The sequence below is a fragment of the Pseudarthrobacter sp. alpha12b genome (assembly GCF_054130495.1).
In genome coordinates this window covers 2,500,505-2,524,423 of record NZ_CP196746.1, presented here as the reverse complement: position 1 = coordinate 2,524,423, position 23,919 = coordinate 2,500,505, and the positions used below count along the sequence as shown (strand labels likewise).

At 67.0% G+C, this 23,919-nt stretch carries 22 protein-coding genes; 8 read left to right on the top strand and 14 right to left on the bottom strand.

The genetic code is table 11. The annotated features are described in order from the left end of the window. Positions 1-51 precede the first annotated feature (51 nt). A complete protein-coding gene (locus tag ACTAQI_RS11630) occupies positions 52-564 on the top strand; it encodes a hemerythrin domain-containing protein (protein ID WP_457946016.1) in 513 nt (170 codons plus the stop codon). A gap of 15 nt (positions 565-579) precedes the next feature. Here the strand turns inward: ACTAQI_RS11630 and ACTAQI_RS11625 are convergent, their stop codons facing one another. Beyond that, a complete protein-coding gene (locus ACTAQI_RS11625) occupies positions 580-1,494 on the bottom strand; it encodes a multidrug DMT transporter permease (RefSeq protein WP_457946014.1) in 915 nt (304 codons plus the stop codon). A 282-nt stretch (positions 1,495-1,776) separates the two neighbouring features. Here ACTAQI_RS11625 and ACTAQI_RS11620 point away from each other — a divergent pair, with 282 nt between their 5' ends. The 3 genes from ACTAQI_RS11620 (at position 1,777) to ACTAQI_RS11610 (ending at position 5,402) form a co-directional block, all read left to right on the top strand. Continuing rightward, the gene (locus ACTAQI_RS11620) at positions 1,777-2,172 is read left to right on the top strand and encodes an Hpt domain-containing protein (protein WP_457946013.1); all 396 of its coding nucleotides are present in this window, start codon (positions 1,777-1,779) and stop codon (positions 2,170-2,172) included. A 95-nt stretch (positions 2,173-2,267) separates the two neighbouring features. Next, a complete protein-coding gene (locus tag ACTAQI_RS11615) occupies positions 2,268-2,939 on the top strand; it encodes a peptidoglycan-binding protein (protein ID WP_457946011.1) in 672 nt (223 codons plus the stop codon). 6 nt (positions 2,940-2,945) lie between these two features. After that, entirely contained in the window at positions 2,946-5,402 is a 2,457-nt protein-coding gene (locus ACTAQI_RS11610; protein ID WP_457946009.1) for a hypothetical protein, read from the top strand. Positions 5,403-5,407: 5 nt separating this feature from the next. Here the strand turns inward: ACTAQI_RS11610 and ACTAQI_RS11605 are convergent, their stop codons facing one another. From ACTAQI_RS11605 to ACTAQI_RS11570, 8 genes are all read right to left on the bottom strand, one after another. Beyond that, positions 5,408-7,213 carry a glycoside hydrolase family 15 protein gene (locus ACTAQI_RS11605; protein WP_457946008.1) on the bottom strand — a complete coding sequence of 602 codons (1,806 nt, stop codon included), beginning with the start codon at positions 7,211-7,213 and terminating at the stop codon, positions 5,408-5,410. 75 nt (positions 7,214-7,288) lie between these two features. After that, on the bottom strand, positions 7,289-8,044 hold the full coding sequence (locus tag ACTAQI_RS11600) for a ZIP family metal transporter (protein ID WP_457946007.1): 756 nt from the start codon (positions 8,042-8,044) through the stop codon (positions 7,289-7,291). Then, positions 8,044-8,661 carry a hypothetical protein gene (locus tag ACTAQI_RS11595; RefSeq protein WP_457946005.1) on the bottom strand — a complete coding sequence of 206 codons (618 nt, stop codon included), beginning with the start codon at positions 8,659-8,661 and terminating at the stop codon, positions 8,044-8,046. Before ACTAQI_RS11595 ends, ACTAQI_RS11600 begins: the two co-directional genes overlap by 1 nt. Before the next feature lie 31 nt (positions 8,662-8,692). Next, positions 8,693-9,796, bottom strand: a complete 1,104-nt coding sequence (locus tag ACTAQI_RS11590) for an enolase C-terminal domain-like protein (protein ID WP_457946003.1) — start codon at positions 9,794-9,796, stop codon at positions 8,693-8,695. Positions 9,797-9,799: 3 nt separating this feature from the next. Continuing rightward, positions 9,800-11,590 carry a thiamine pyrophosphate-requiring protein gene (locus ACTAQI_RS11585; protein ID WP_457946002.1) on the bottom strand — a complete coding sequence of 597 codons (1,791 nt, stop codon included), beginning with the start codon at positions 11,588-11,590 and terminating at the stop codon, positions 9,800-9,802. A 2-nt stretch (positions 11,591-11,592) separates the two neighbouring features. Next, complete coding sequence (locus ACTAQI_RS11580) at positions 11,593-13,248, bottom strand: GMC family oxidoreductase (RefSeq protein WP_457946000.1); 1,656 nt, start codon at positions 13,246-13,248, stop codon at positions 11,593-11,595. Beyond that, the gene (locus ACTAQI_RS11575; RefSeq protein WP_457945999.1) at positions 13,245-13,898 is read right to left on the bottom strand and encodes a gluconate 2-dehydrogenase subunit 3 family protein; all 654 of its coding nucleotides are present in this window, start codon (positions 13,896-13,898) and stop codon (positions 13,245-13,247) included. The genes ACTAQI_RS11580 and ACTAQI_RS11575 overlap by 4 nt, the downstream gene beginning before the upstream one ends. Next, complete coding sequence (locus ACTAQI_RS11570) at positions 13,895-14,362, bottom strand: hypothetical protein (RefSeq protein WP_457945998.1); 468 nt, start codon at positions 14,360-14,362, stop codon at positions 13,895-13,897. Before ACTAQI_RS11570 ends, ACTAQI_RS11575 begins: the two co-directional genes overlap by 4 nt. An 85-nt stretch (positions 14,363-14,447) precedes the next feature. Here ACTAQI_RS11570 and ACTAQI_RS11565 point away from each other — a divergent pair, with 85 nt between their 5' ends. Next, positions 14,448-14,948 (top strand): MarR family transcriptional regulator, encoded by a 501-nt coding sequence (locus ACTAQI_RS11565; RefSeq protein ID WP_457945996.1) that lies wholly within the window; start codon positions 14,448-14,450, stop codon positions 14,946-14,948. 122 nt (positions 14,949-15,070) lie between these two features. On the opposite strand, the gene ACTAQI_RS11560 is transcribed toward ACTAQI_RS11565, so the two are convergent. The 5 genes from ACTAQI_RS11560 to ACTAQI_RS11540 form a co-directional block, all read right to left on the bottom strand. Continuing rightward, entirely contained in the window at positions 15,071-16,069 is a 999-nt protein-coding gene (locus ACTAQI_RS11560; protein ID WP_457945995.1) for an aldose 1-epimerase family protein, read from the bottom strand. After that, positions 16,066-17,139, bottom strand: coding sequence for a glucose 1-dehydrogenase (locus ACTAQI_RS11555; protein WP_457945994.1), 1,074 nt, complete (start codon positions 17,137-17,139; stop codon positions 16,066-16,068). The genes ACTAQI_RS11560 and ACTAQI_RS11555 overlap by 4 nt, the downstream gene beginning before the upstream one ends. 90 nt (positions 17,140-17,229) lie before the next feature. Then, a complete protein-coding gene (locus tag ACTAQI_RS11550) occupies positions 17,230-18,054 on the bottom strand; it encodes a phosphatase PAP2 family protein (RefSeq protein WP_457945993.1) in 825 nt (274 codons plus the stop codon). A gap of 3 nt (positions 18,055-18,057) precedes the next feature. Beyond that, positions 18,058-18,357 (bottom strand): DUF4193 domain-containing protein, encoded by a 300-nt coding sequence (locus ACTAQI_RS11545; protein WP_457945992.1) that lies wholly within the window; start codon positions 18,355-18,357, stop codon positions 18,058-18,060. A gap of 125 nt (positions 18,358-18,482) precedes the next feature. Beyond that, the gene (locus ACTAQI_RS11540) at positions 18,483-20,633 is read right to left on the bottom strand and encodes a transglycosylase domain-containing protein (protein ID WP_457945991.1); all 2,151 of its coding nucleotides are present in this window, start codon (positions 20,631-20,633) and stop codon (positions 18,483-18,485) included. 210 nt (positions 20,634-20,843) lie between these two features. On the opposite strand from ACTAQI_RS11540, the gene ACTAQI_RS11535 reads away from it, so the two are divergent. The 3 genes from ACTAQI_RS11535 to ACTAQI_RS11525 all read left to right on the top strand — a co-directional run bounded on the left by ACTAQI_RS11535 (position 20,844) and on the right by ACTAQI_RS11525 (position 23,697). After that, positions 20,844-21,308, top strand: coding sequence for a hypothetical protein (locus ACTAQI_RS11535; protein WP_457945990.1), 465 nt, complete (start codon positions 20,844-20,846; stop codon positions 21,306-21,308). Between the two features lie 21 nt (positions 21,309-21,329). After that, a complete protein-coding gene (locus tag ACTAQI_RS11530; RefSeq protein WP_457945989.1) occupies positions 21,330-22,394 on the top strand; it encodes a S1C family serine protease in 1,065 nt (354 codons plus the stop codon). A 76-nt stretch (positions 22,395-22,470) separates the two neighbouring features. Beyond that, on the top strand, positions 22,471-23,697 hold the full coding sequence (locus tag ACTAQI_RS11525; RefSeq protein ID WP_457945987.1) for a CynX/NimT family MFS transporter: 1,227 nt from the start codon (positions 22,471-22,473) through the stop codon (positions 23,695-23,697). Positions 23,698-23,919: the final 222 nt, after the last annotated feature.

The following is a 23,919-nucleotide window of genomic DNA, read 5'->3' as shown; positions in this document are numbered from 1 at the left end:
AAGGATGGGGCCGTGGCCCGCATCCGGGAGCACACTGCCGAAAGGACCATCATGGACATCGTTGAAGTGATTTTGAATGACCACCACGAACAACGGCGCCGGTTTGCCTTACTCGACGAGATGCATGGCTGCGAACCGTCCGACGTGGAAGCGGTGTGGAATCAACTCCGCATCCTGCTCGAAGTTCATGCCAAAGCGGAGGAGGATCTCTTCTACCCCGAGCTGCTGAAATTGGGGACCGGCGCAGGCGGAAAGGACTCCGCCGGGGACGAAACCACCGACGCGATCCACGATCACAACGAAATCCGGGACGCCATCGGTGAAGTTTCCCAGCACCGGGCCGGGACACCTGAGTGGTGGGCGGCGATGGCACAGGTCAATGAAGCCAACGGCGATCACATGGCAGAGGAAGAACGCGAAGGCCTGACCGACTTCCGGCAGCACGCCTCCCTTGAGCTGCGCCACCGCCTCGGTTTGTCATTCGCCATTTTCGAATCGAAACACGCCGCAGGCATTAAAGCCCAGGACATCAGCCCCGAAGAGTACATCCGCGAGAACGAATAGGGCCTGGAATGACGGTCATCGTTTGACCCCTGGCCGGACTCGCTTCTTGACCGTGGCCAGCAGGAAGACACCGGCGACGGCGGTGGCTCCGGACAGGAGGAACAGGACGATTGCCAGCAGGGGTGCCGCGTCCGCCTCGCCGAGGATGGTGATGCCGATGGCGACGGCCACCAGCGGATCGATGACGGTCAGGCCTGCCACCACCAGCTCGGGTGTTCCCCGGGTGTGGGCGTTCTGGACCAGGAAGCTGCCGGCCAGGGCGGCAATGAGCAGCCCCGCCAGGCAGGTCAGGGACAGCCATTCGAAGTCGCCCTGGAACAGCCGCGCGATGACGGTCTTGGCCAGGGCCGCAACGAACCCGAACAGGATCCCGGCCCCGGCGGTGTAGACCACTGCCCCCGCGCGGTGCCGCCAGAAGGCGAAGGCCACGCCAACGCAGGCCAGCACTACGCCGAGGACGATCAGGATGGTGACCAGGTGGCGGTCGCTGATCTCCACGTCCTCCGCGGACAGCGCCGCTACGGCAACGAAGACACCCACGCCGCCCACGCAGAGCGCGACTGCGGTGAGGGCCCGGCGCCCGGGGGACCTGCGGGTCATCCGCGCGGTGGCCAGCGTGGTGACCACCAGGGCGATTGCCCCGATGGGCTGCACCACGATCAGCGGCGAAAACCGCAGGCTGGTGAGCTGGAGGAGGATCGCAGCGCCGAGCATCGCCGTCCCGGCCAGCCACACCGGTCTGCGCATGAGGGCCTGAAGGCGTCCGCCGCCCATGCTGCCCGAGGCACGCCCGGACGCAGCCGGCTGGTCCTCCACCGCCCGGTGCTGGAACAGCGTTCCCAGGGCAAGCAGGACCGCACCGGCCGCGGCGATGGGAATCCCGAGCCAGTGATAGGACGTCAAAGCGGACACGGCCGCGGCCTGGATCATGTTCCGACCTTAGGGCGTGGCGGCAACGGCGAACAGTCCGGCGACTTGAGGACCTGGCCTGAGCCGCTGGAGCCGCCGCCCGCGTGCCGGCGCCCTGAAGATTCGAGTACACGCCACTCGTGTTCCCATCTGTCCACCTCCCATAAGGTCAAAAAGGTTTATACACCGAATTGACTGAACGGGGGGCAAGGTTGTGGGCGGTGATTTGCGGGGGCGAAGCGTGGACCAAAGAGTGCCGCAGGGTGCCGGCAGGAATTGTGCTGTGCGGCACGGGCGGCACTCATGACCCAGGAGGACGGACATAAGCAGCCCCTGCTGGATAGTGCGGTCCTGGAGCGGCTGCGTGAAGACGTTGAACACGACGAGGGGATCTGGAAAGTCTTCGTCCTGAACTTCATCGCGCTGTTGCCTCGACGGACCGAAAAGGTGAGGGCAACCCTCACCAGCGGTGACATGGGTGGAGCCCTGGACGCCGTGGCCAGCCTCCACACCTCAAGCCGGATGGTGGGGGTCCTGCGGCTGGCAGGCGTTGCCCACGAACTGGAACGGGCCCTGCGCAAGGCCGCCCAGCAGCCCGATCCCGCCGTGGTTCTTCCTGGACTGGCAGCAGCGCACCTGCGCGGCATCACGTTGTGCGCGGAACGGACCAGCGAGCACCTTCAGTCCCACCTCGGATAACGTCCCTTCGCAAAACTGCTAATCATGCTTACTATTGTGTGGCGCGGGCTGTCCGCTGGGGGCAGAGCAACCCGCGCATACCGGAGGTCTCAAGCATGGAGAACGAACTGCGTCCCCTCACTGATGAAGAACTGATGTCGGAGCAGGCCACCGCCCTGCCGGACAAGGAAGTGGCATCCGTCCTGGACCTGAACGCGGACCTGGACCTGGGCATCAACGCAGCGGCACCCATCGACCTGGCCGTGGCCGCCAACGCCAACGTGGCCGCACCCATCGACGCCGCCGCATCGGCCAACATCCTCTCCTTCGGCTCCGACGCGCAGGCGCTGTCCAGCCAGGACGCCGCCATTGACCAGGGCATTACCGCCGATGCCAACGCCGACTCCACGCAGGACAGCGTGATCGGCCAGGGCGACGGCACAACTGACGCGGGAACCACCGACGCCGGCACCACGGACGGAACGGCCGGTGCGGTGACCGATCCCACCAGTACCGGCGGACTCACGGACGCTGCCGGCGCCCTGAACGGCAACCTGCTGAACGTGGACGTGAACCTGGACGCCGACGCCGCCATCGCGGCCCCGATCAACGGCGCCGTGGCTGCGAACGCCAACGTCGCCGCACCCATCGATGCCGCCGTCGCCGCGAACATCGGCTCCATCGACAGCCAGGCGTACGCCATCTCGGACCAGAGCGCCACCATCTCGCAGCACATCGACGGCGCCGCCAACGCGACCGCCGGCCAGCAGTCCGACCTGCAGCAGTAAGCACAGATGACCCAAACCCACGGCGGGCCGCCTCACCAGGCGGGCCCGCCGTCGTCACGCGTTTCCCTTGCCCAGGATCCGTCGGGCCACAGTACGACGGCGGGTGCCCACCTTCCGGCCCGGGCCGACGGCGTCCAGCTGCTGGGCACCGCAGAGGGGTCCGGCTACCGTGAACCGCCCGCCCTGGTGCGCCGCGCCGACGGCCAGACCCTGCAGCTGACCCGGCTCCTGTACCTGGTGCTTGAGGCCGCCGACGGGACGCAGGACCTGGAGGGCATAGCCCGGCACGCCAGTGAAGGGTCCGGGCGGCTGGTCAGCGCGGACAACGTCCGCACCCTGATGGACTCGCAGCTGCTGCCGATGGGCCTGCTCCGGCTCGCCGACGGCACCCAGCCGGAAGTCAAGAAGGCCAACCCGCTGCTGGGCCTGCGGTTCCGCTACATCGTGTCCGATCCCGAGCGCACCCGCCGGATCACGGCACCGTTCGCCGTGCTGTTCAACCCGCTGATCGTGGTGGCCGTGACCGCGGCGTTCCTTGCCGCCTGCTGGTGGGTGCTCATGGTCAAGGGCCTCGGCTCAGCCACCCACGAGGCCTTCGAGCAGCCGGCCCTCCTGCTGCTGATCCTCGCCGTCACCATCCTGTCCGCCGGCTTCCACGAATTCGGCCACGCCGCCGCCACCCGCAAGGGCGGGGCCACGCCCGGGGCCATGGGCGCCGGGCTCTACCTGCTGTGGCCTGCGTTCTTCACGGATGTCACCGATTCCTACCGGCTGGGCCGCGGTGGCAGGATCCGCACCGACCTGGGCGGGCTCTACTTCAACGCGATCGTGGCGGTGGCCATCATGGGGCTGTGGTGGGCCACCGGCTTCGACGCGCTCCTGCTGGTGGTGGTCACGCAGATCCTGCAGATGGTCCGCCAGCTCATCCCGCTGGTCAAGTACGACGGCTACCACATCCTGGCCGACGCCACCGGCGTGCCCGACCTCTTCCAGCGCATCAAACCCACCCTCCTGGGAATCCTTCCCTGGCGGTGGGGAAACCCCGAAAGCAAGGTGCTCAAGCCCTGGGCGCGCGCCGTGGTCACCGTCTGGGTCCTGGTCACCGTGCCGGTGCTGCTGTTCAGCATGGTGATGATGGTGCTGTCCCTGCCACGGCTGCTGGCCACGGGCTGGGCCAGCGTGGTCAAGCAGCAGGAAGCCCTGGCGGAGAGCCTGTCCGCCGGGGACTTCGTGGGCGTTGCCGTGCGGGCACTGGCCATGGTTGTGGTGGTTGTCCCGGTGCTGGGCGTGCTGTACATCGTGGTGCGGCTGCTGCGGCAGCTGGTCACCGGGCTCTGGCAGAAGACCCGCGGCAAGGTTGTCCAGCGGATAGTTGCCATGGGTGCTGTAGGGGTCCTGCTCGCCGGGCTCGCCTGGGCATGGTGGCCCGACGGCGGGACGTACCGGCCGGTGCAGGCCTACGAACGCGGGACGCTGGGTGACGCCACCCGGGCCATTCTTCCCCAGCGCCCAGGGAGTACCGTGTTGCGGCAGGGCGGCACCGGCCAGACTGTTGCGTTGTGGCCGGCCGGCGCCGCGAAGCCCACGCGGGACAACCCGCAGCTGAGCATGGTGCTGGTCCCGGTGGCTTCATCCGGTGCGCCGTCAGCCGGCGGTGCTGCTACTCCCGGACCTGCCGCGCCGTCCTGGGTGTTCCCCTTCGACCGGCCCGCTGCCCCCGCAGCCGACGGAAACCAGGCGCTCGCCGTGAACACCACCGACGGCTCGGTGACCTACAGCGTGGCGTTCGCACTGGTGTGGGCAGAGGACGGCGAGCCGGTCACCACCACCAACGAGGCCTACGCGTTCGCCAACTGTTCGGGCTGCGCGGCGGTGGCAGTGGGGTTCCAGGTGGTCCTGGTGGTGGGGCAAACCGACGTGATCGTGCCGCAGAACCTCTCCGCGGCGGCCAACTACAACTGCCTGGACTGCCTCACGTATGCCCTGGCCAGCCAGCTGGTCCTGACGCTCGATGGGCCGCTGGACGGGGACAGCAAGCAGCAGCTTGAGGCGCTGTGGGCGAGGATTGCCGAGTACGGCCGGAACATCCGCGACGTTCCGCTCTCCGAAATCCAGGCCACGCTCAACGGGTACAAGGAGCAGATCACGGCCATCGTCAAGGGGGCTTCAGTTGCCGGAGGCACCTCCGTGGCGACATCCCCCGCGACGGCTGGTCCCAGCGGAGGACCGACCCCAAGCCCCAGCTCGTCGGGTGCATCGGGTGGCCAACCAGCCCCGGCCGGGGCACCGGCCGAAACCCTCGCCCCCGCCCCCGCTGCGACCGACGCGGCCACGACGCCGGCCAGCCAGTATGGGGAAGGCGGACAGCCGACGTCGTCCGTTGACTACGGGACGCCGGCACCCACCGCGGACTACGGGACAGGGGAGACCCTGGCGCCTGTGCCCACCTCCAGCGCGGGCTGAGCCACTCACGTCAGGTCCGAATACTTACCCTTCATCGGGGCGTTGCTGTGGTGCAGGCCGTGGTGCAGCTGGAGGGCACAGTGGATCAGCGGGAAGTGGCTGAAGGCCTGCGGGGTGTTGCCCAGCTGCCGACCGCGGTGCGGGTCCCATTCCTCGCTGAGCAGGCCCACGTCGTTGCGCAGTGACAGCAGCCGCTCGAACAGGTCCACGGCCTCATCCCGGCGGCCGATGCCCAGCAGCGCGTCCGCCAGCCAGAAGGAGCAGGCCAGGAAGACGCCCTCCGTGCCGGGCAGCCCGTCATTGCTGGCCTCCGGATGGTACCGAAGGACGAACCCGTCCTCCGTCAGGTTCCGCTGGATCGCGTCAACCGTGCCCACCACGCGGGGATGGTCGTGGGGAAGGAACCCCACCCGGGGGATCAGCAGGAGGCTGGCGTCGAGTTCCTTGCTGCCGTAGGACTGGACGAACGTGTTCCGTTTTTCGTCGAAACCGTGGGCCATGACATCATCGTGGATCTCCTTCCGCAGCCTGGCCCAGCGTTCGCCGGGGCCTGGCAGGCCGGACTCCTGGACCGCCTTGACCATCCGGTCCGCCGCCACCCAGGCCATCACCTTGGAATGGGTGAAATGGCGTCGCGGGCCGCGCATCTCCCAGAGCCCGTTGTCCGGCCGGTCCCACGCGCCCTCCAGGAACTCCATCAACGCCACCTGGATGTCCCAGGAATCGTCCGTGGTGCCGGGGTCCGCGGCGCGGGTGAGGGCCAGGCCGTCCAGGACCTCTCCCCACACGTCCAGCTGCAGCTGCGGGGCGGCGGCGTTGCCGGTGCGGACCGGTTTGGACTTCTCAAACCCCGCCAGCCACGGCAGTTCGGCTTCCGGCAGCCTCCGGGTGCCATCCAGCCCGTACATGATCTGCAGGTCAGCGGGGTTGCCGGCCACGGCACGCAGCAGCCACTCCCGCCACGCCGCCGCCTCATCCACATACCCGCAGGCCAGCAGGGACTGCAGCGTCAGGGTGGCGTCCCGCAGCCAGCAGAAGCGGTAGTCCCAGTTGCGGCTGCCGCCCGGATCCTCCGGCAGCGAGGTGGTGGCGGCGGCCACGATGCCGCCGGTGGGGGCGTAGGTGAGCGCCTTCAGCGTGATCAGGGACCGCTCCACGGCGTCCTTGTACTTCCCGCCCATGGTGCTGCGGCCACTCCATTGCTCCCAATACTCCTGGGTGGAGGCCAGCGCGGTCTCAGGATCGGTCCGGTCCGGAACCGGCTTGTAGCTGTGCGCCCACCGCAGGACGAACGGGACGCGGTCCCCGGCTTTGACCGTGAATTCGCTGACGGTCCGCATGTCCCGGCCCTCCAGGGGCGCGGGAGTGCTGAGGTAGGCGGCATCCGGACCCGCGATTGCGCTGATGCCATGGTCCATGTGGCGGACCCATGGAACGATCCGGCCGTAATCGAAGCGCAGGCACAGTTCCCCCTGCATGGCGACGCTGCCCTTCAGGCCCTCCACGATCCGCACCATGTCAGCGGAATCATCCCGGGCCGGCATGAAGTCCGTGACCCTGACGCTTCCGTCCGCCGTGTCCCATTCCGTCTCCAGGATCAGGGTCCCGGGCCGGTAGCGCCGCCGGGTGCAGTCGCCGGCACCGGCGGGGGCCAGCCGCCAGCGTCCCGCATCCGGGGTGTCCAGCAGGGCCGCGAAGCAGGCCGGCGAATCGAAGTTCGGCAGGCACATCCAGTCAACGGACCCGCTGCGGCCCACCAGCGCCGCCGTATGCAGGTCGCCGATGATCGCATAGTCTTCGATCCTTGCCATCCGTCCCTCCCGGGTCTCGTGTCTTTCGCAATTTCCGTGCCGCGTGGCGCCGCGGTGCAGCCTTCCCGCCGGGACCTACCCGCCCACCTGGTCCACCGTGAAGGCAGCCAGGAAACCCGCGGCGGCAATCAGCCCGGTGAGCAGATGGTGCTCCTCGAAAGCCTCGGGAATCATCGTGTCCGCCAGCATGGCCAGGATGGCTCCGGCCGCCACAGCGGTAATGAAGGCCACCACTTCCCCCGGGGCTCCCTGCAGGACCACGAACCCGATCAGGGCGGCCAGCCCGGAGAGCACCGCGATCCCACCCCACACACCGAACACGTATTTGGCGCCGCGACCGGCCTTCTTCATGCCCGCAGTGCTGGAGAGCCCCTCCGGGACATTGGAGATGAAGACGGCGGCCAGCATCGCCGGGCTGACGGCCCCGGCAGTCACCAGTCCCACCCCCAGGACCACCGATTCCGGGATACCGTCCAGCAGCGCGCCGATGGCAATGGCCGTCCCGCTGCCCGGCTTCTCCTGCTCGGAGGGCTGCTTGCCGCCCGAGCGTTTCCGGTGCTTGGCGCCTTTCCTGGCCAGCAGGAAGTTGGCGGCAACGTACACCAGGGCGCCGGTGGCGAAGCCGCCGACGGTAGGCCAGAGCCCGCCGCCGTTGACGGCCTCCTCCACGAGTTGAAAGGACAACGCAGAGATCAGGACCCCTGCACCGAAGGACATCACGGAGGACACCACCTTCGGCGGGATCTTCCACTTCCACGCCAGGGCGCACCCCACCACCAGCGCCCCGCCGGCGATGGTGCCCCACATCCATGCCTGCAGCCATTCCGGCATCAGGCACCTCCCGCCGTCGAACGCCCTGTCCTCCGGTGCCGCTTGTTCCTGGCTGCCCAGACGGCCGCAACGGCAAGGAGGGCGGCCGCACCCGATGCTGCCATTGCCAGCAGCTGCCGCACGGCGCGGGTGTTTCCGAGTACGCCACGGGGGTCCGGGCGCGGCTCCGGCGCCCCGCCCCTGACGTCGCTGCTGTCCAGCTCCCAGGCCGACGCCGGAGGGAACGTCCCGGCGGGCAGCTTTTCCTCCCGCAGTTCCCGGCGCGAGGCCAGGCGCTTCCGTACCCCGTCATTCGGGGCGGGCACCGCGGCGTCTGCCGCCAGGGCCGCGGGAAAGTCGACGATGTAGGGCTCGCCATGGAACGCCGCGGAAGCCACCGAATCCAGCCACATCGTGGTGGGCGCCGTCACGCCCCGGCGCGAGAATTCCGCCTGGAGCATCTCCCTGATGTCGTGCAGGCTCCTGCCGGCGGCCGCCCGCGTCACCTCGAAGATCGCCGCCTGGAGCTGCGCCTTCTCCCCGGCGGCAGGGTCCTTGGCGCTGGGGTCCTGGCCTGTCGGGTCCGGGTTCAGCGGCGTGGCATCCGGCGGGTTTCCGCTGCCTGGGCTGGTGCTCATGGGCTTCCTCTCCGTCCTGTCATCCTGTTTCTCACTGAATCCGGTAGGGCTCTGCATCGGCGGCGCGGAAGGCCAGCCCGTTGCCGGGGGCATCTGACGGCCGCACCCGGCCGCCGCCGGGGTCAAGGGTTCCGTCGAAGAACAGGTCCTCGATCCGGACGTGGTCGTGGAACCATTCCAGGTGCCGGAAATTGGGCGTCGCGGCGGCGACGGCGGCACTCAGGTGGGGTGCGCAGTGCCCCGAAACTTCCAGGCCGTGGGCGGCAGCGACGGCGGCGATCCGCAGCCATTCGCTGATCCCACCGCACCGGCTGACATCCGCCTGCAGGCAGTCCACGGCGTCCGCGCTGCACATGCGCTGAAAGTAGGGCAGGCCGGTGCCGTATTCCCCGGCTGCCACATCGGCGTCGACGGCGGCACGCACCGCCCGCAGCCCCGCCAGGTCGTCGCTGGAGACGGGCTCTTCGAACCAGGTGACGTGCTCAACTTCCACCTCCCGCATCACCCGGACCGCCTGTTTGGCGGTGTAGCCGCCATTGGCGTCCACAAACAGTTCTGTGCCGGGTCCGACGGCGGCACGCGCCTGGCGGATGCGTTCCAGGTCCCGCGGGACGTTGGTTCCGCTGTCCTGGCCGATCTTGATTTTCACGCGGGGGATGCGCTGGTCCAGGGCCCAGCCCTGCAGCTGGTCCCGCAGCTGCTCCTCGGTGTAGGTGGTGAAGCCGCCGCTGCCGTACACCGCCACGGTCTCCCGGACAGCGCCGATGAGTTTGTGCAGCGGCACCTCCAGCAGCCGCGCTTTCAGGTCCCAGAGGGCACAGTCGACGGCGGACACGGCATAGGAGCCCAGGCCCGTCCGCCCCGGGTTGCGCACCGCCCGGGCCATCGCCGCGGCCGCCGCCGGCACGTCCAGGACGTCAATGCCCTGGACGGCCGGGGCCAGGAGCCCTTCCACCAGGGCCGCCGCTGCTGCCGGGGCGTAGGTCCAGCCGAGTCCCGTCGTCCCGCCGCCGTCCGCTTCCACCAGGACCAGGGTGGTGGAGTCCCAGCTGTAGGTGCCGTCTGCTTCGGGCGCGTCGGTGGGAACTGTGTAGGCGCTGGCCCGGATTGCGGTGACGGGGGTGGCGGCGGACACCGTTCAGCCCTCCTTGTGCGGCAGGAATTCCTGGATCTTGGTCTTGACCCCTTCCTTCACCACGCCCCAGGCGCTGTCATCGCCCTTGACCATGGCCTCGGCCGTCTTGCGCGCCTGTTCAAAAGTGGCGTGCGGCGGGATCGGCGGAATATCGGGATCGGCACGGACGTCCAGGACGGTGGGCCGGTCCGCGGCGAGGGCTTTCTCCCAGGCCGGCCCGACGTCGTCGGGATTTTCCACGTGGAGGCCCTGCAGCCCCAGGCTTTCGGCGAAACCCGCGTAGTCGACGTCGGGCAGGGCCTGGGATTCGCGGAAGGCCGGCACGCCGCCCATGGCCCGCATTTCCCACGTGACCTGGTTCAGGTCGTTGTTGTGCAGGACTGCCACCACCAGCCGGGGATCGTCCCATTCCCGCCAGTAGTGCTTCACGGTGATGAGTTCCGCCAGCCCGTTCATCTGCATGGCGCCGTCACCGGCGAAGGCGATGGCGGGCCTGCCCGGGAAGGCGAACTTGGCACCGATGGCGTAGGGGACGCCCGGGCCCATGGTGGCCAGGTTGCCGGACAGCGAACCACGGACGCCGTCCCGGAACTTCAGCTGCCGCGCGTACCAGTTGGCTGAGGAACCGGAATCCGCGCTGAGCATCGCGTCCGCGGGCAGCCGCGTGGAGAGCTCGGCGAAGAGCCGCATCGGGTTGACGGGATCGGCGCTGACCATGGCTTCGTCGTGCATGGTCTCCCACCAGCGGCTGATGTTCGACTCCAGGTTTTCCCGCCAGGACCGGTCCTGCTTGCGTGCCAGGTGCGGGATCAGAGCGCGCAGGGCGGTGGCGGCGTCGGCCACGATGTTGAATTCGTTGGTGTAGCGCATCCCGATCATTTTCGGGTCCACGTCGATCTGCACGCCGCGGGCCTGGCCTGGTTCGGGCAGGAACTGGGTGTACGGGAAGCTGGAGCCCACCGTCAGCAGGGTGTCGCAGTCCCGCATCATTTCGTAGCTGGGCCGGGTGCCCAGCAGCCCGATGGAACCGGTGACGTAGGGCAGGTCATCGGGCAGCGCGTCCTTGCCCAGCAGCGCCTTGGCCACCCCTGCGCCCAGCAGTTCGGCCACCTCCCGAACTTCGGCGGCCGCTCCGCGGGCACCCTGGCCGATCAGGATGGCAACCTTCGATCCCTCGTTCAGGAGTTGGGCCGCGCCCCGGATTGCCGAACTGTCCGGCTGGATGTCCGGCCACTGGACGCCGACGCTGGAGGGCACCATCTTGAAGTCGTGCGTCGGGGCGGCATACTCCAGTTCCTGCACGTCGGCCGGGATGATCACCGCGGTGGGCGTCTGCTGGGCCTCGGCGATCCGGATGGCCCTGTCAATAACGTTGGGCAGCTGCTGCGGGACGGTGACCATCTGGACGTAATCCGAGGCGACGTCCTTGAACAGGGTCAGCAGGTCAACCTCCTGCTGGTAGGACCCGCCCATGGCACTGCGGGCGGTCTGCCCCACGATGGCCACCACCGGAACGTGGTCCAGCTTGGCGTCATAGAGGCCGTTGAGCAGATGAATGGCGCCGGGCCCGGAAGTGGCCATGCATACAGCCACGCGGCCGCCGTACTTGGCGTAGCCCACCGCCTCGAACGCCGCCATCTCCTCATGCCGGGCCTGAATGAATTTCGGCTGGTTGCCCGCCTTGCCAAAGGCAGCCAGGATGCCGTTGATGCCGTCTCCGGGGAAACCGAAGACCTTGTCCACGCCCCACTCACCCAGCCGGGAGAGCAGGTAGTCGGCCACTGTTGTTGCCATGATCAGTCTTCCTTTGCGCTCATCGGGGCGCCGCGGCGGGCGCCTTGGACCAGGACGCGGGCGGCACGGGCCGCCAGCGCCATGATGGTCAGGGCCGGGTTGGCGCTGCCCTGGGTGGGCAGCACGCTGCCGTCGGTGACCAGGAGGTTGGGGACCGCGAAGCTGCGGCAGTTCCGGTCCACCACGCCGGCGTCTTCGGTGGCTGCCATCCGTGCCCCGCCCACCAGGTGGGCGTAGCGGTTGATGGTGATGACCTCCTCCGCCCCCGCGGCGGTCAGGATCTTTTCCATCACGTGCTGCGCGGCGGACATCAGCTGCCGGTCGTTCCCGCACTGGTTGTAGCTGAAACGGGCCACGGGGATCCCGTGCCGGTCCGTTTCGTCCGCCAAGGTCACCCGGTTCTCCTCCAGGGAGAGGAATTCGCACAGGGCACCCAGGCAGGCCCAGTGCGGGTAGTCACTCATGTAGCGGCGGAGGGTGGGGCCCCAGTGCCCCTGCGCTGCAACATGCTCAGCCCAGGTGATGGGCAGCGGGGACACGCACTGGATGGAGAACCCCCGCTTGTACGGTTTGGTGGGATCCGTTTCGTAGAACTCCTCCGTGCTGACTTCCGGGGGTGGGGCCTTCCACATCCGCACCTCGGCCTGGAACCGCCCGGCGGTCTGCGGCGCACCCTGGACCATCAGGTACCGGCCCACCTGGTCGAAGTCGTTGCACATCCCGTCCGGGAAGCGCGGCGAGGTGGAGTTCAGCAGCAGCCGCGGGGTTTCGATCGAGTAGCCGGCCACGGCCACCATCCGGGCGCGCTGGAACCTGGTGACGCCGCCTTGGACGTACTCGACGCCGGTGGCCAGCCCGCTGTGTTCATCGAAACAGATCCGGGTGGCCATGGAGTCCGGGCGGATTTCGGCGCCGTGGGCCAGCGCGTCCGGAACGTGCGTGATCAGCGGCGATGCCTTGGCGTTGACCTTGCAGCCCTGCAGGCAGAAGCCTCGGTAAATGCAGTGAGGCCGGTTGCCGAACCTGCCGTTGGCGATGGCCACGGGGCCCACCTTCGCCGTGACGCCGCAGGCATTGGCGCCGCGGAGGAACAGTTCCCCGTTGCCGGACACCGGATGCGGCCGGTGGGGGTAGCCGTGCGGGTCACCCCACGGCCAGTGTTCGCCGGCGACGGGCAGCTCCGCTTCGATGTCCTCGTAGTACGGCCGGAGGTCCGCGTAGTCCAGGGGCCAGTCCGCGCCCACACCATCGGTGCTGAAGGTCCTGAAGTCGCTGGGGTGGAAGCGCGGCGTGTAGCCGGCGAAGTGCACCATGGAACCGCCCACTCCGCGGCCCGAGTTGTTCGACCCCAGGGGCACAGGATCTGTCCCGGCGATCACGCGGGGTTCGGTCCAGTACAGGTGGTGGGACCCGGCCTCATCGCTGACCCAGTCACGCTCCGGCTCCCAGAACGGTCCGGCGTCCAAGGCCACGGCACGCCAGCCCGCGCGGGCCAGGCGTTGCAGCAGGGTGGCGCCACCCGCGCCGCAGCCCACGATCACGATGTCCACCTCGTCGGTGTCGCTGTACCGCCGCATGTCCTCGCGCAGCCGCAGGTTGCTTCCCGGCCCGGCGGGGAGCAGCCACGCGGACTCATTGCGCTCGCGGACCCTGTTCACCGGTCTGCCCCCTCCGGTTGGTTGTGCGTCGGATCCTGGCCGGGGCGGACGTCCCGCACCTCGAACGGCTCCAGCCGGTCCACCCCCAGGTTCTTGTAACCCCGTGGATAGGCCGGTCCGCCAAAACCGATTTCATCCCAGGCCAGGGGATGCGAGTAGAAGGCAGTGCAGGAATACCGGATCCACAGGCTCCACACCCGGTCCGCCGGCAGGCCGTGCCAGAGCTCCCGGTCAAGGTTGCAGATGTCCTCCAGGAGTCCGGCCTGCTGGTCCGGATCCAGGCGGGCGAAGATGCAGCCGGCACGGGAGTGCGCTTCACTGTCCAGTGCCGCCAGCGTTGCGCGCCAGGCTTCACCGTCCCGCGGCATGTTGTCGTAGTGCCAGCCGTCGGTTTGCTCCTCGGCCAGCCGGGCGTCCACCATGTTCAGTACCGGTACCCGGGGCTCGCCCTGCTGGCCCAGCAGCAGGTCGAAGAGGGCACGCGCCGCAGCCTCCTCCTGGGGCGTGAAGAAACGGACGTCCGGCGGAATGCCCAGGCGGGATTCGACGACGGCGGCAGTGGCCCGGTCCCAGTGCTCCGCCTGGGCAAGGGTGCTGAAGCCGGGGTAGCGGCCGCCGCCGTCGGACGTTTCCAGCGGAAGGCCGCTCATGGTTCCCGCCTCAGGACGGAGGCCAGCACACCCATCCCGCCCACCAGGGTGACCAGCAGCGGCGCGAACAGCGGCGGACCCATCTCCAGGTTGTAGCGCAGGTTGGACAGGCCTCCGGGCTTCTGCCGGATTCCCCGCAGGTGCAGCCAGGTTCCCTGCAGCCCGTTGGCGATGATGGCGGCGCTGGCCAGGGGGAGTGCGGTCTTGGCCATGCGTCGGCTGAACACGCCGGCCACTCCCGCGGCGGCCCCCACCGGGCCAAGGGCCACGGGAACCCACATCCACGCGTTGCCGAAGCTGGCCTTGTCATGTTCAAGGTAGATCTCCGCCGCCGTGACCAGTGCCCCGGCTGCTGTCAGGCCTGAAAGGGACCGTTCAAACCGCCCCGTCTGCACGTTCCTGATGAGCCGGTCGATGCCGTTGACTGTGCTGCTGACCGGATCGGCCGGGTGTTGCGTCTTCATGATGCTCCTTCGTGCCGGCTGCCCAACCAGGCGGGGGATCCGGCAAACTTTGCGGGGTAGCAACTATTGGAGGAAACTGGTGCCCATGGATACATCTGCCGGATCTGGGCCGGTCCCTGAAGCTATAAGCCGGGAAGTCGAAGCCGTGATGGCGGCCGCCGATACCCTCATGCGTGTAGTGGCCCGCTCTGTTGCTGAAGTTGAGGACATCGTTAACACCCCGCAACTGCGGGTCCTGGTGCTCATCCACACCCATGGACCCCAAAACCTCGGCGGTGTTGCCGCAGAGCTGGGCGTCCATGCCTCGAATGCCACCCGCATCTGCGACCGGCTGGTGGCCGCTGACCTGCTGCAGCGCCGTGAAGATCCCGCTGACCGCCGGTACATCCGGCTGGAGTTGACCCGCGAAGGCAAGGAACTGGTCAATACCGTGCTGCAGCACCGGCGGCAGGCAATCGCCGAGGTGATTGCCAGGATGCCTGCCGGCCGCCGCCCGGCACTGGCCGCCGCCCTGGAGGCCTTCGCAGCCGCCGCCGGCGGCCAAGGTACCTCCGACGGTCGCTTTACGTTGGGATCCAGTACCTGACGGGACCGGATCCGGGTGCGGCAAGCCATGCCTTCATTGAACCCCAATGCTTGCGTATGCGCAATAGTTGGCGGCGATGGGTGTGGCCTGTCCTGTGGATCTGGATGGGCTCAGGGAGCCGTTCAGAGCGGCTTGACGCCCCACTCTCCGGTGTGGAATTGCCCTGGCTCCAGCGTGATCAGCCCTTCGCCGGAGTTGAAGGCGTCGGGGGCGCAGGTCATGGGCTCCACGCCCAGTCCGGTCCGGCGGCGGTCCCGTTGGGGGAGGGTGTCGCCGGTGAAGATCTCCAGGTAGGGATATGTCTCATCCACCCACAGCTCAACTCCTCCAGAGCGGTCCGGACGCAGCAGTGTCACTCTGGCACGCCCGTCCCGGTCACGGATGAGGTCGGTGTAGGCCACATCGATGTGCCGGGCGCCAAGTTGCTGGAGTTCGCGCAGGTCGTACTCCGTGCCGTCCACACGCTCGCGCCCGGTGGGGATGCCGCGTTCATCCACGGGCAGGTACGTCCGCCCCGGCACCTGGACCAAAGCAGTGTCAATAGCGCCCGCGCGCACCGTTCCTGTGCTGAGGTAAGGATGCGCCCCGGTCCCGTAGGGGCATGGCGTGTCGCTTCGGTTCACCACCGTGGTCCGCACCGTCAATCCGTCCGGACCAAGTTGATAGTCCAGCCGGCAGTCGAGGACCCAGGGCCAGCCTTGGCAGGCGTGCAGGGTGTAGGCGAAGGAGATGGACTCGTCGGTCTGCTCCACAACCGGGGCATTCCAGTTCCGCCAGCGGGTCAGTCCGTGGATGGCCCCGCCTTTGTCTGGCTCGCTGAGATCGAGCTGCAGGGTGCTGCCGCCCCACTCGTAGCTGCCGCCCTTGACCCGGTTCGGCCAAGGGATGAGCGACTGCCCGCGCGCGCCCGTGCACATCTCATCCGGTCCGTACCCGTCCAGCAAGGGGCGCCCGTCCAGTAGGTAATCCCGCAATGCCCCGCCAACCTCCGTGAGGTGCGCGGTTTGCCCGCCGTACCGGATTTCGTACTGGAGACCGGACGGGTGCCGGTGACGGTTGGTGGCCTCCTGTCCTGCCTGGCCGTCACTCGTTGCCGCGGGGCCCATTGCTGCGGCGCTCATGGGTGCCGGTTCCCGCCGTCGTCCTTTGCCTGCAGGTCCAGCACGACTTTGACGTCATCGGGGCGGCGGTCAAAGGCTTCGGCGAATTTCCCCAGGGGAACCCGGCGGCTGATCAGCCGCCGCAGCCAGTCCGGGTCGGCAGCGGCCAGGGCCTTGGCGCCGGCGTCGTAGTGGCGCCGGTTGGCATTGACGCTGCCGAAGACCACGCCGTTCATCAGCACTTCCTCGCGGTTGAGGGCGCCGACATCCACTTCCGTTTGTTTCCCGGTGCCCGAGACGCCGGTCAGGCAGGTGATGGCATCCTGGGCGCGGCAGCGGAGGGCGTCCAGGACCGCGGGGGTAACGCCCGTGCACTCGACCAGGACGTTCGGTTTGAGGCCGGAGTCCGCTAGCGATTCACTGTGGTAGATCGCTCCGAGGTCCCGGACCAGCTCCGGCTTGGGCCCGTCCTTGAGGATGTCGAAGACGTGGACTTCCAGGCCCTGCTGGACGCCCAGAAGGGCGGCGAGCAGGCCGACGGGTCCGGCCCCGGTCACCGCCGCGACGTGGGGGTCGAAGAAGGCCCGCTGCCCGATCCTGTTGATCTGCTCCCAGGCCTTGGCCACGATGGTGGTGGGCTCCAGCAGCACTCCCACGTCTTCCAGCCTGGCGTCCAGTTTCACCATGGCTTCCGGATCCGCGCGCCATTGTTCGCGGGCAAATCCGTCCAGGCCTTTGATGCCGTGCTCGGTGTACTTGCCGTTCAGGCACATATCCCACTCGCCGGCGGCGCAGGCCTTGCACGGCTCGGGATCGGGCCTGCGGACAATGCCCACCACCAGGTCTCCCGCCGCCAGCCCGGAACCCTCCGGGGCCTCCACCACGCGGCCCAGGTTTTCGTGCCCCAGCACCAGGTAGTCCTGGCCGGACGGAGCTTCGCCGTATTCGGCGTCGATGATCTCGCTGTCCGTGCCGCACAGGCCCACGGCCAGTGCCTCCACCAGCACCTGGCCCCCGTCCGCCGGCGGCTCCGGAATATCGCGCAGGTGAAGGGAGTCCTTGACTCCAGGGGTAACTGTCAGCGCACGCATGATGCCTCCCTTTAGCCGTGATTGTCTTTGCCAGTGTGCCGCTTTATTTGCGGTTACGCAACGATGTGGATGTCCGAGGACTTCCTGCCCTCACGGTTCTGCCGCCCGGCGGCCACGGCTGATGTCCAGCATGATCACCATCGCGAGGAGGACCACGGAGATTGAGGCGGATGCCAGCGTGTCAGTAAACCAGTGGTAGCCAAGGTAGACGCGGCTTGCTGCTTCCAGCGCCAGGCCTCCGGCAGCAGCGGCGAAGGCCAGTATGACGGACAGCGTGCGGGAGGACCGGGAAAAGAGCAGGTATGCGCCGATCAGCAGGAAGTTGGAGGCGCCGACGACGTGTCCGGACGGAAACGACGACGTCGCATCGGCGCCCAGCATCATCAGGGCTGTTGGCGGCCGGGAGCGTCCCACGGCGTGCGCAATAACTTCCGTGACGATGACCCCCGTAAGCATCGACCCGGCGAGCAGCAGGGGACGCCAAAGACGGCGGGTCAGCAGTGCCCACCCCGTGGTGGCGAGCAGTGTTATCAACGGAAGGGCCATCGGGCCGAATACGAAGGCGAGTCCTGCCAGGACGGCTGTGGCTGCTGCGGTCCGGTGATCCACGAACCAGTCGGTTATTGGCCGGTCAGCCGCCGCCACGCCTTGCCCGTGGAGCACGTCCCCGAGCGTCAGTAAGAAGGAGGTTGCGCCGGCCAGGGCCAGCATCAGGGACACCGTCCACAGGATGAGGTACCGGCCGGGGGAAAAGATGTTCCCGTCACCTAAACGGAAATGCCTTGGGCGGCGCTTCCCTGAAGTCCGGCTGCGGCCGGTGCCCACTCCCGGGGACGGCCTGTCCAGCCGGGGCGCCGACGCGGGGCGGCTTGGCTGCGCATGTCCGGCTTCCGGAGCAGGCGGCAGGCCGGCCACTGCTCATCCCTCACATTCCGTGCAGTAGGGGCGGCCGTCCCTTTCCCTGGCCAGCTGTGAACTGTGGCGGACAAGGAAGCAGGACGAGCAGGTGAATTCGTCCTCCTTCTGCGGGACGACTTCGACGACAAGCTCTTCAGCGATGAAGTTCCCTGGCAGTTCCATCCCGTCCACCGTGTCGGCTTCATCGAGTTCCCTGGCCACGCTGCGGGCGTCCGGGATGTTCTCAGTGCGCAGGGCCTCCAGGGACCGTTCCTGCGACTCTTTCACCTCTGGCCGGACTTCGTCGTAATCGCTTGCCACGGCTTACTCATTTCTCCTGTTGGAGCGGCTGCTCTTCGGCTGGGAGTGAAAAGTGATATGCAATGCTAGCGCAACAGTTGTATATGCGCAATGGTATTCCTGATTGCGGAGGCGCGCCTCCTCGGCTACCGGAGCATTGACTGGGGCGGTGCGGGAAACGGGCGGCCGGGGTATGCTGCGGCCGCGGCGTTCATGAGATGGGCCCACTGGGTACCGGCAATGTTGGCCCCGTCCAGGCCGGCGTAGTACTTCCCGTTGATGGTGATGTGCTCGTTTGCCCATTCCGGCCCAAATCCCTTGTAGCTTCCGAACCATGAGGCGGTGGCGATGCCCGTGGTGGCCCCGACGGTCCAGGTCTGGGTGTGTCCATCGGTGGTACCGGTTTTGGCGAAGACATCCTGATCCTTGTTCACGGGGATGTTATAGCCCGATCCTTTGGTCAGGACGGGTTGGAGGGCGTAGGTGACGCCGGCGGCGATGTCAGGATCGATGGTCTGGGTGCAGTCCGCGGAAGGCACCGGATAGTTGTGTCCCTTGGGCCCGGTGACGCTTTCCAGGGCAACCGGGGAGCAATGGACTCCGCCGGCTGCGAAGGTGGCGTATGCGGTGGCCATGTCCAGCGGCGCCACATCCTGCGTGCCGATCAGGCTGGCGATGCTGGACAGGTCGTAGGGCTTGTTGGTGTGCCCGTTCTTGATTCCGGCCGCCGTGGCCATTTTTTGGATGTTGCAGAAGTCCAGCCGCGTTGCTGACTGGAACGTGATGGTGTTGATGGAGCGGTAGAGGCCTTCCAGCACGCTCATCGGGTAGTAGTGGTAGGGGTCGTCGTTGGGCAGTGGCGTTTGGCCGAGGGCGGGATCGTAGGACCCGGTGGTGGTGCCGCAGCTGTTTTTCCACGGGAATCCGGCTTTGTAGATGCGGACGGAGCCGTCCAGCCGGGTGGCCATGGAACGCCCGGAATTAAGCCACTCGGCGAAGACAAACGGCTTCATGGTGGAACCGATCTGGAAGCCGCCGGCGCCATGGAGAGGTCTGCCCCGGCTGTCCGTTTCCGGAAGGGTGAGGTTGCCCGTGTAGTGTCCTGGCCCCGGCGCCGGGCTGTAGATGGTGTTTTGTGCCATGGTCAGGACCTTGCCGGTCCCCGGCTGCACGCTGACAAGGGCGGCCCCGCGCTGCAGTGGGTCCGTGGGGGGAAGTGAGGCGTTGACCTGTTCCTGCGCGACCTTTTGCAGCTTCGGGTCCAGGGTGGTGCGGACGGTCAGACCGCCCTGGTACAGCAGTTTGCGCCGGGCAGCCTCGTCGGGACCAAAGGCGGGATCGTTCAGGATCAGGCGTTGGACGAAGTCGCAGAAGTACGGTGAAGTGGCCGCGGCGCATCCCTGGGCCGACGGCTGCACGTTCAAGGCAAGGGGAGCGGCAATAGCCTTGCGGTGCTGGACGGTGGAGATGTAACCCTGTTTGAACATTTGGTCCAGGACTTCATTGCGCCGGGCCACCACATGGCCCGGTTCAGTGAGCGGATCGTAGTATCCGGGCCTGTTGACCACTCCCGCCAGGGCGGCGGCCTGGGTAAGGCTGAGGGCGCTTGCGGGGACGCCGAAATACTCTTTGGCTGCCGTCTGGACTCCGTAGGCTCCGTTGCCGAAATAGACCAGGTTCAGGTAGCCCTGAAGGATCTGGTCCTTGGAGTATTTGTCCTCGAGTGCGACGGCGAGCTTCATCTCCCGAAGTTTGTCGCCGATGGTCCTGGCGGCGCTGGGCTTGACCTCGTCCGCCCTGCCGCTGGATATCAGCGACTGGATGAGCACATTCTTGACGTACTGCTGGGTAATGGTGGACGCGCCCTGCCTGCCGCCCTGGGCGTTCACATAGAGGGCCCGGAGGATGCCGGTCGGGTCGACGCCGCCGTGCTCATAGAAGCGGGAGTCTTCGATGGCCACGATCCCTTGGCGCATGAAGCGTGATATCTGTTCCAGTCGCACGGGCTCGCGATTCTGGGAATAGAACCGTGCGATGACCGATCCATCTTTGGCCAGCACCTGGGAGTTCCTGGCCGGCGGGTCCAGATCGAGATCAGAGGGCAGTTGATCGAAGAACCTGCCGGATGCCACGGTCACGGTGGAACCCAGTGCCGCGGCCGGGGCCAGGAGCCCCGCGACCAGAAAGCCGCCGATGACGCAGGCCGCAACGAAGCCTGCAGCCCTTTTCCACGTGGTGTCCATAAGAAGCATGCAAAAGATTTCCTCGTCGTTGTCGCCAGGCAGGGGGTGTCGCATCTTGGAATATTTGGCAATGTGCAAGCAAGGCTATCTTCCTGGCGGGCCCCGCAGGCCTATTTCCGGGTCACAGGAGGGCAACAATTCAGAAAAAGCGGGTGGGTGAGTCAAAAGTTGTTGCGTATACGCAAGTGCTGGGCCACACTGAGGGAGACGCTAAAGCGGGCGGGGCGCATTGGAAGGGATCACAAGGCCAAGGAAAGGAACATCATGAAACCCACCCACGGCACCAGCGAATTCTTCCGCTTCCTGCCGGTCCTGGTGATTGCAGCCCTCCTGATGGCCGGCTGCTCCGACCCTGCTGAAGGGGACCGCGACCCTGTTGCGCTGGGCTCCGACCTGAACTTTGCGGGGCTGGAGCTGCGGAGCGTTCTGCTTGTGACATCAGGGCAGAATGAACCGGCCCGCGTCCTGGGGACGATCATCAACACCACGGCCACGGATATCGAGCTGGTCCTGGCCGACTCCGACGAGCAGGTGCCGGTCAAGATCCCGGCCAACGGGAACATGGAGTTTGACCAGACGCCCGTCATACTCAACAGCGCCCCGGAAGCTCCGGGGGCACGGGCTGACCTGACAGTGAGTGTGAAGGGGCAGGAAGCCATCATTAATGTCCCCATCCAGAATGGGACTTTTGACCAGTACCAGCCCTATATCCCTTCTGCCAGCGCGTGATGCCTAAAGAGGAGGTATCCCATGAGGTTTGGACTCTGCGCCGCGGCCGGAGTGACGGCGGCGGCACTGACATTGACGGGCTGCACGGGCACCCCGGCGCCGGTGCCCGGTTCCTCGTCGTCCGCGGCTTCCCCGGGAGCTTCGCAAGCACAGTTGGCGGACGGTGCGGGGTTGCCTGCGGTTCCCGGCGTTGTCCGGGAAGTCGAGCCTTCCGTCGTCACCATCCGGACAGCCATCGGGCTGGGCAGCGGGGTTATCTATCACAGCGACGGATCGATCGTCACGGACGCGCACGTCGTGGAGGACCAGCAAAAACAGCCCTTCAAGAACGTCGAGGTCCAGTTCGCTGACGGCTCCCAGTCCCAAGGCACCATCATCGGCGTTGACGACGTCACGGACCTTGCTGTCCTGAAGGTCGACCGTACCGGCCTTCCGGCCGCAAGATTCGCTGCATCCGATCCCGAGGTGGGTTCGATGACCGTGGTCATCGGAAGCCCGCTGGGGTTGGAGGAAACCGTCACTGCCGGCATCGTCTCCAGCCTTCACCGGAACATGCCGCCGTCGAAGGAATCACCTCACGGTGCCATCGATCTGCTGCAGACCGATGCGCCGATTTCCCCCGGTAATTCCGGCGGTGCAGTTGCGGATTCAAGTGGCCAGGTGATCGGTCTTTCCGAGGCGTATCTTCCACCCAGCACGGGAGCCGTGGCCATCGGGTTCGTTACGCCGTCTTCCACGGTTACCGACGTTGCCGACCAGCTGTTGGCAAGCGGCTCGGTCAAACACGCCGCCCTCGGCGTGGTCCCCACCGACATCACGCCACAGCTCGCCCAACGCTTCTCCCTGCCCACGACGGCCGGGGCATTGATCGTGAATGTTTCCCAGGGAAGCCCTGCGGAACAAGGCGGCATGAAGCCAGGGGACATCGTCACCAAGTTCGCCCAAACGGACATTGGCAATGTGACCGACCTGCTCGTGGCCCTCAGGAAGCAGGACCCCGGGCAGCAGGTGGACGTCGTGGTGCAGCGCGGCTCAACATCACAGAACCTGCACATCACCCTCGGAGACCTGGCCGGAGAACACTGAACTGGGAATATCGCGGCATTTCTGGGTACCTTTCCCTGGCAAGACGGACCGAGGTTGACGAGGGAAAGAAGCTACGATGACTGCCGCCACCCGGACTGGGCCCCAACGCACCATCAGATTCGGGTTTGCCTTCATTGGGGTGCTGGTCATTGCCGTAAACCTTCGGGTTTCCTTTGTCAGTGTGGGTCCCGTGCTGGCCAACATCAGCAGCGATCTGGGACTGTCCAATCCGGCAGCAGGGTTTCTCACCGGCCTTCCGCTCATCTCATTCGCGATCTTCTCACCCATCGCGCCCGCTTTTGCTGACCGCTTGGGGCTGGACCGGGCGCTGTGGCTGTCCCTGCTGATCCTCGCCTCGGGCATCGTGCTTCGCTCCCTGCCCGTGCCCGGTTTCATCTGGGCAGGCACGGCCACGCTCGGCCTGGCCATCGCCTTCCTGAACGTCCTGGTACCTTCCCTGGTGAAGCGGGACTTCCCGCTGAAAGTCAGCCAGGTCACCGGCAGCTACACTGCGGCCCAGGCGGCTTTCGCCGCCGTCGGGGCCGCGGTGGTCGTCCCCGTGGCCCAAACTTCACCTGCTGGATGGCGGCTTGCCCTTGGCATCTGGGCGGGACTGGCCATTATCGCCATAGCCGTCCTGCTGCCGTTCCTCCGCAGGCCGGCCACAGCCGGCACGCATGCCACCACACGGAAGTCCGCGTCCTCCTACCAATCTCCCTGGACTTCGTCCCTGGGATGGCAGGTGACACTCTTCATGGGATTGCAGTCGGTCGCCTTCTACGTGTTGATGGCGTGGCTGCCCACCATTGAGCAGAGCCAAGGCGTCCCAGCCACAACTGCAGGCATCCATTTATCCGTCTTCCTGCTGGTCAGCGTATTTGCAAGCCTCGGAACGGGGGCAGTCCTTCACCGAGGGCGGGACCAGCGGCTCACCGCCTCTGCAAGCGCCGCCCTCACCTTCATGACGTTCCTGGGGCTGGCCCTTGCTCCTGACCTCATACTCCTTTGGGTCCTGCTGGGAGCCATAGGCTGCGGGAGCCTCATCGTCATCGCCCTGTCACTGTTCAGCCTCCGCACGCGGGACCACCCCCAGGCGGCGGCCATGTCAGGGATGGCCCAATCCGTTGGCTACGGCCTCAGCGCCGTAGGCCCCGTCCTGTTCGGCGGCCTGCATGACCTCACCGGGTCCTGGACCGTCCCGCTCATCACCATCGCCGCGGCCATGGCCGTACTGACCCTTATTGGCTCGCTTGCAGGACGTGACCGCGTGATCGGCGGCCAGCTGGTGTCAGGAGAGCGCTAAGCGCGGTAGCGGGAGTTCGGACTGCGGCTTGTCTTTGAAACATGCCCTTGCTCATACGCAATAGTTGCGTAAAAATAAAAGCATGGTTCTCGGGTAAGGATCCCGGCTTGAGGTGCAGGGACGTGCACCCGCCATGTCGGCTCTACCCGAATAAGTCCTGCTCGTTCCGCCCGGCGGTGGAAAGCGGACCCGATGGGGCCCGCGGGAGAGCAATAGCTTTAC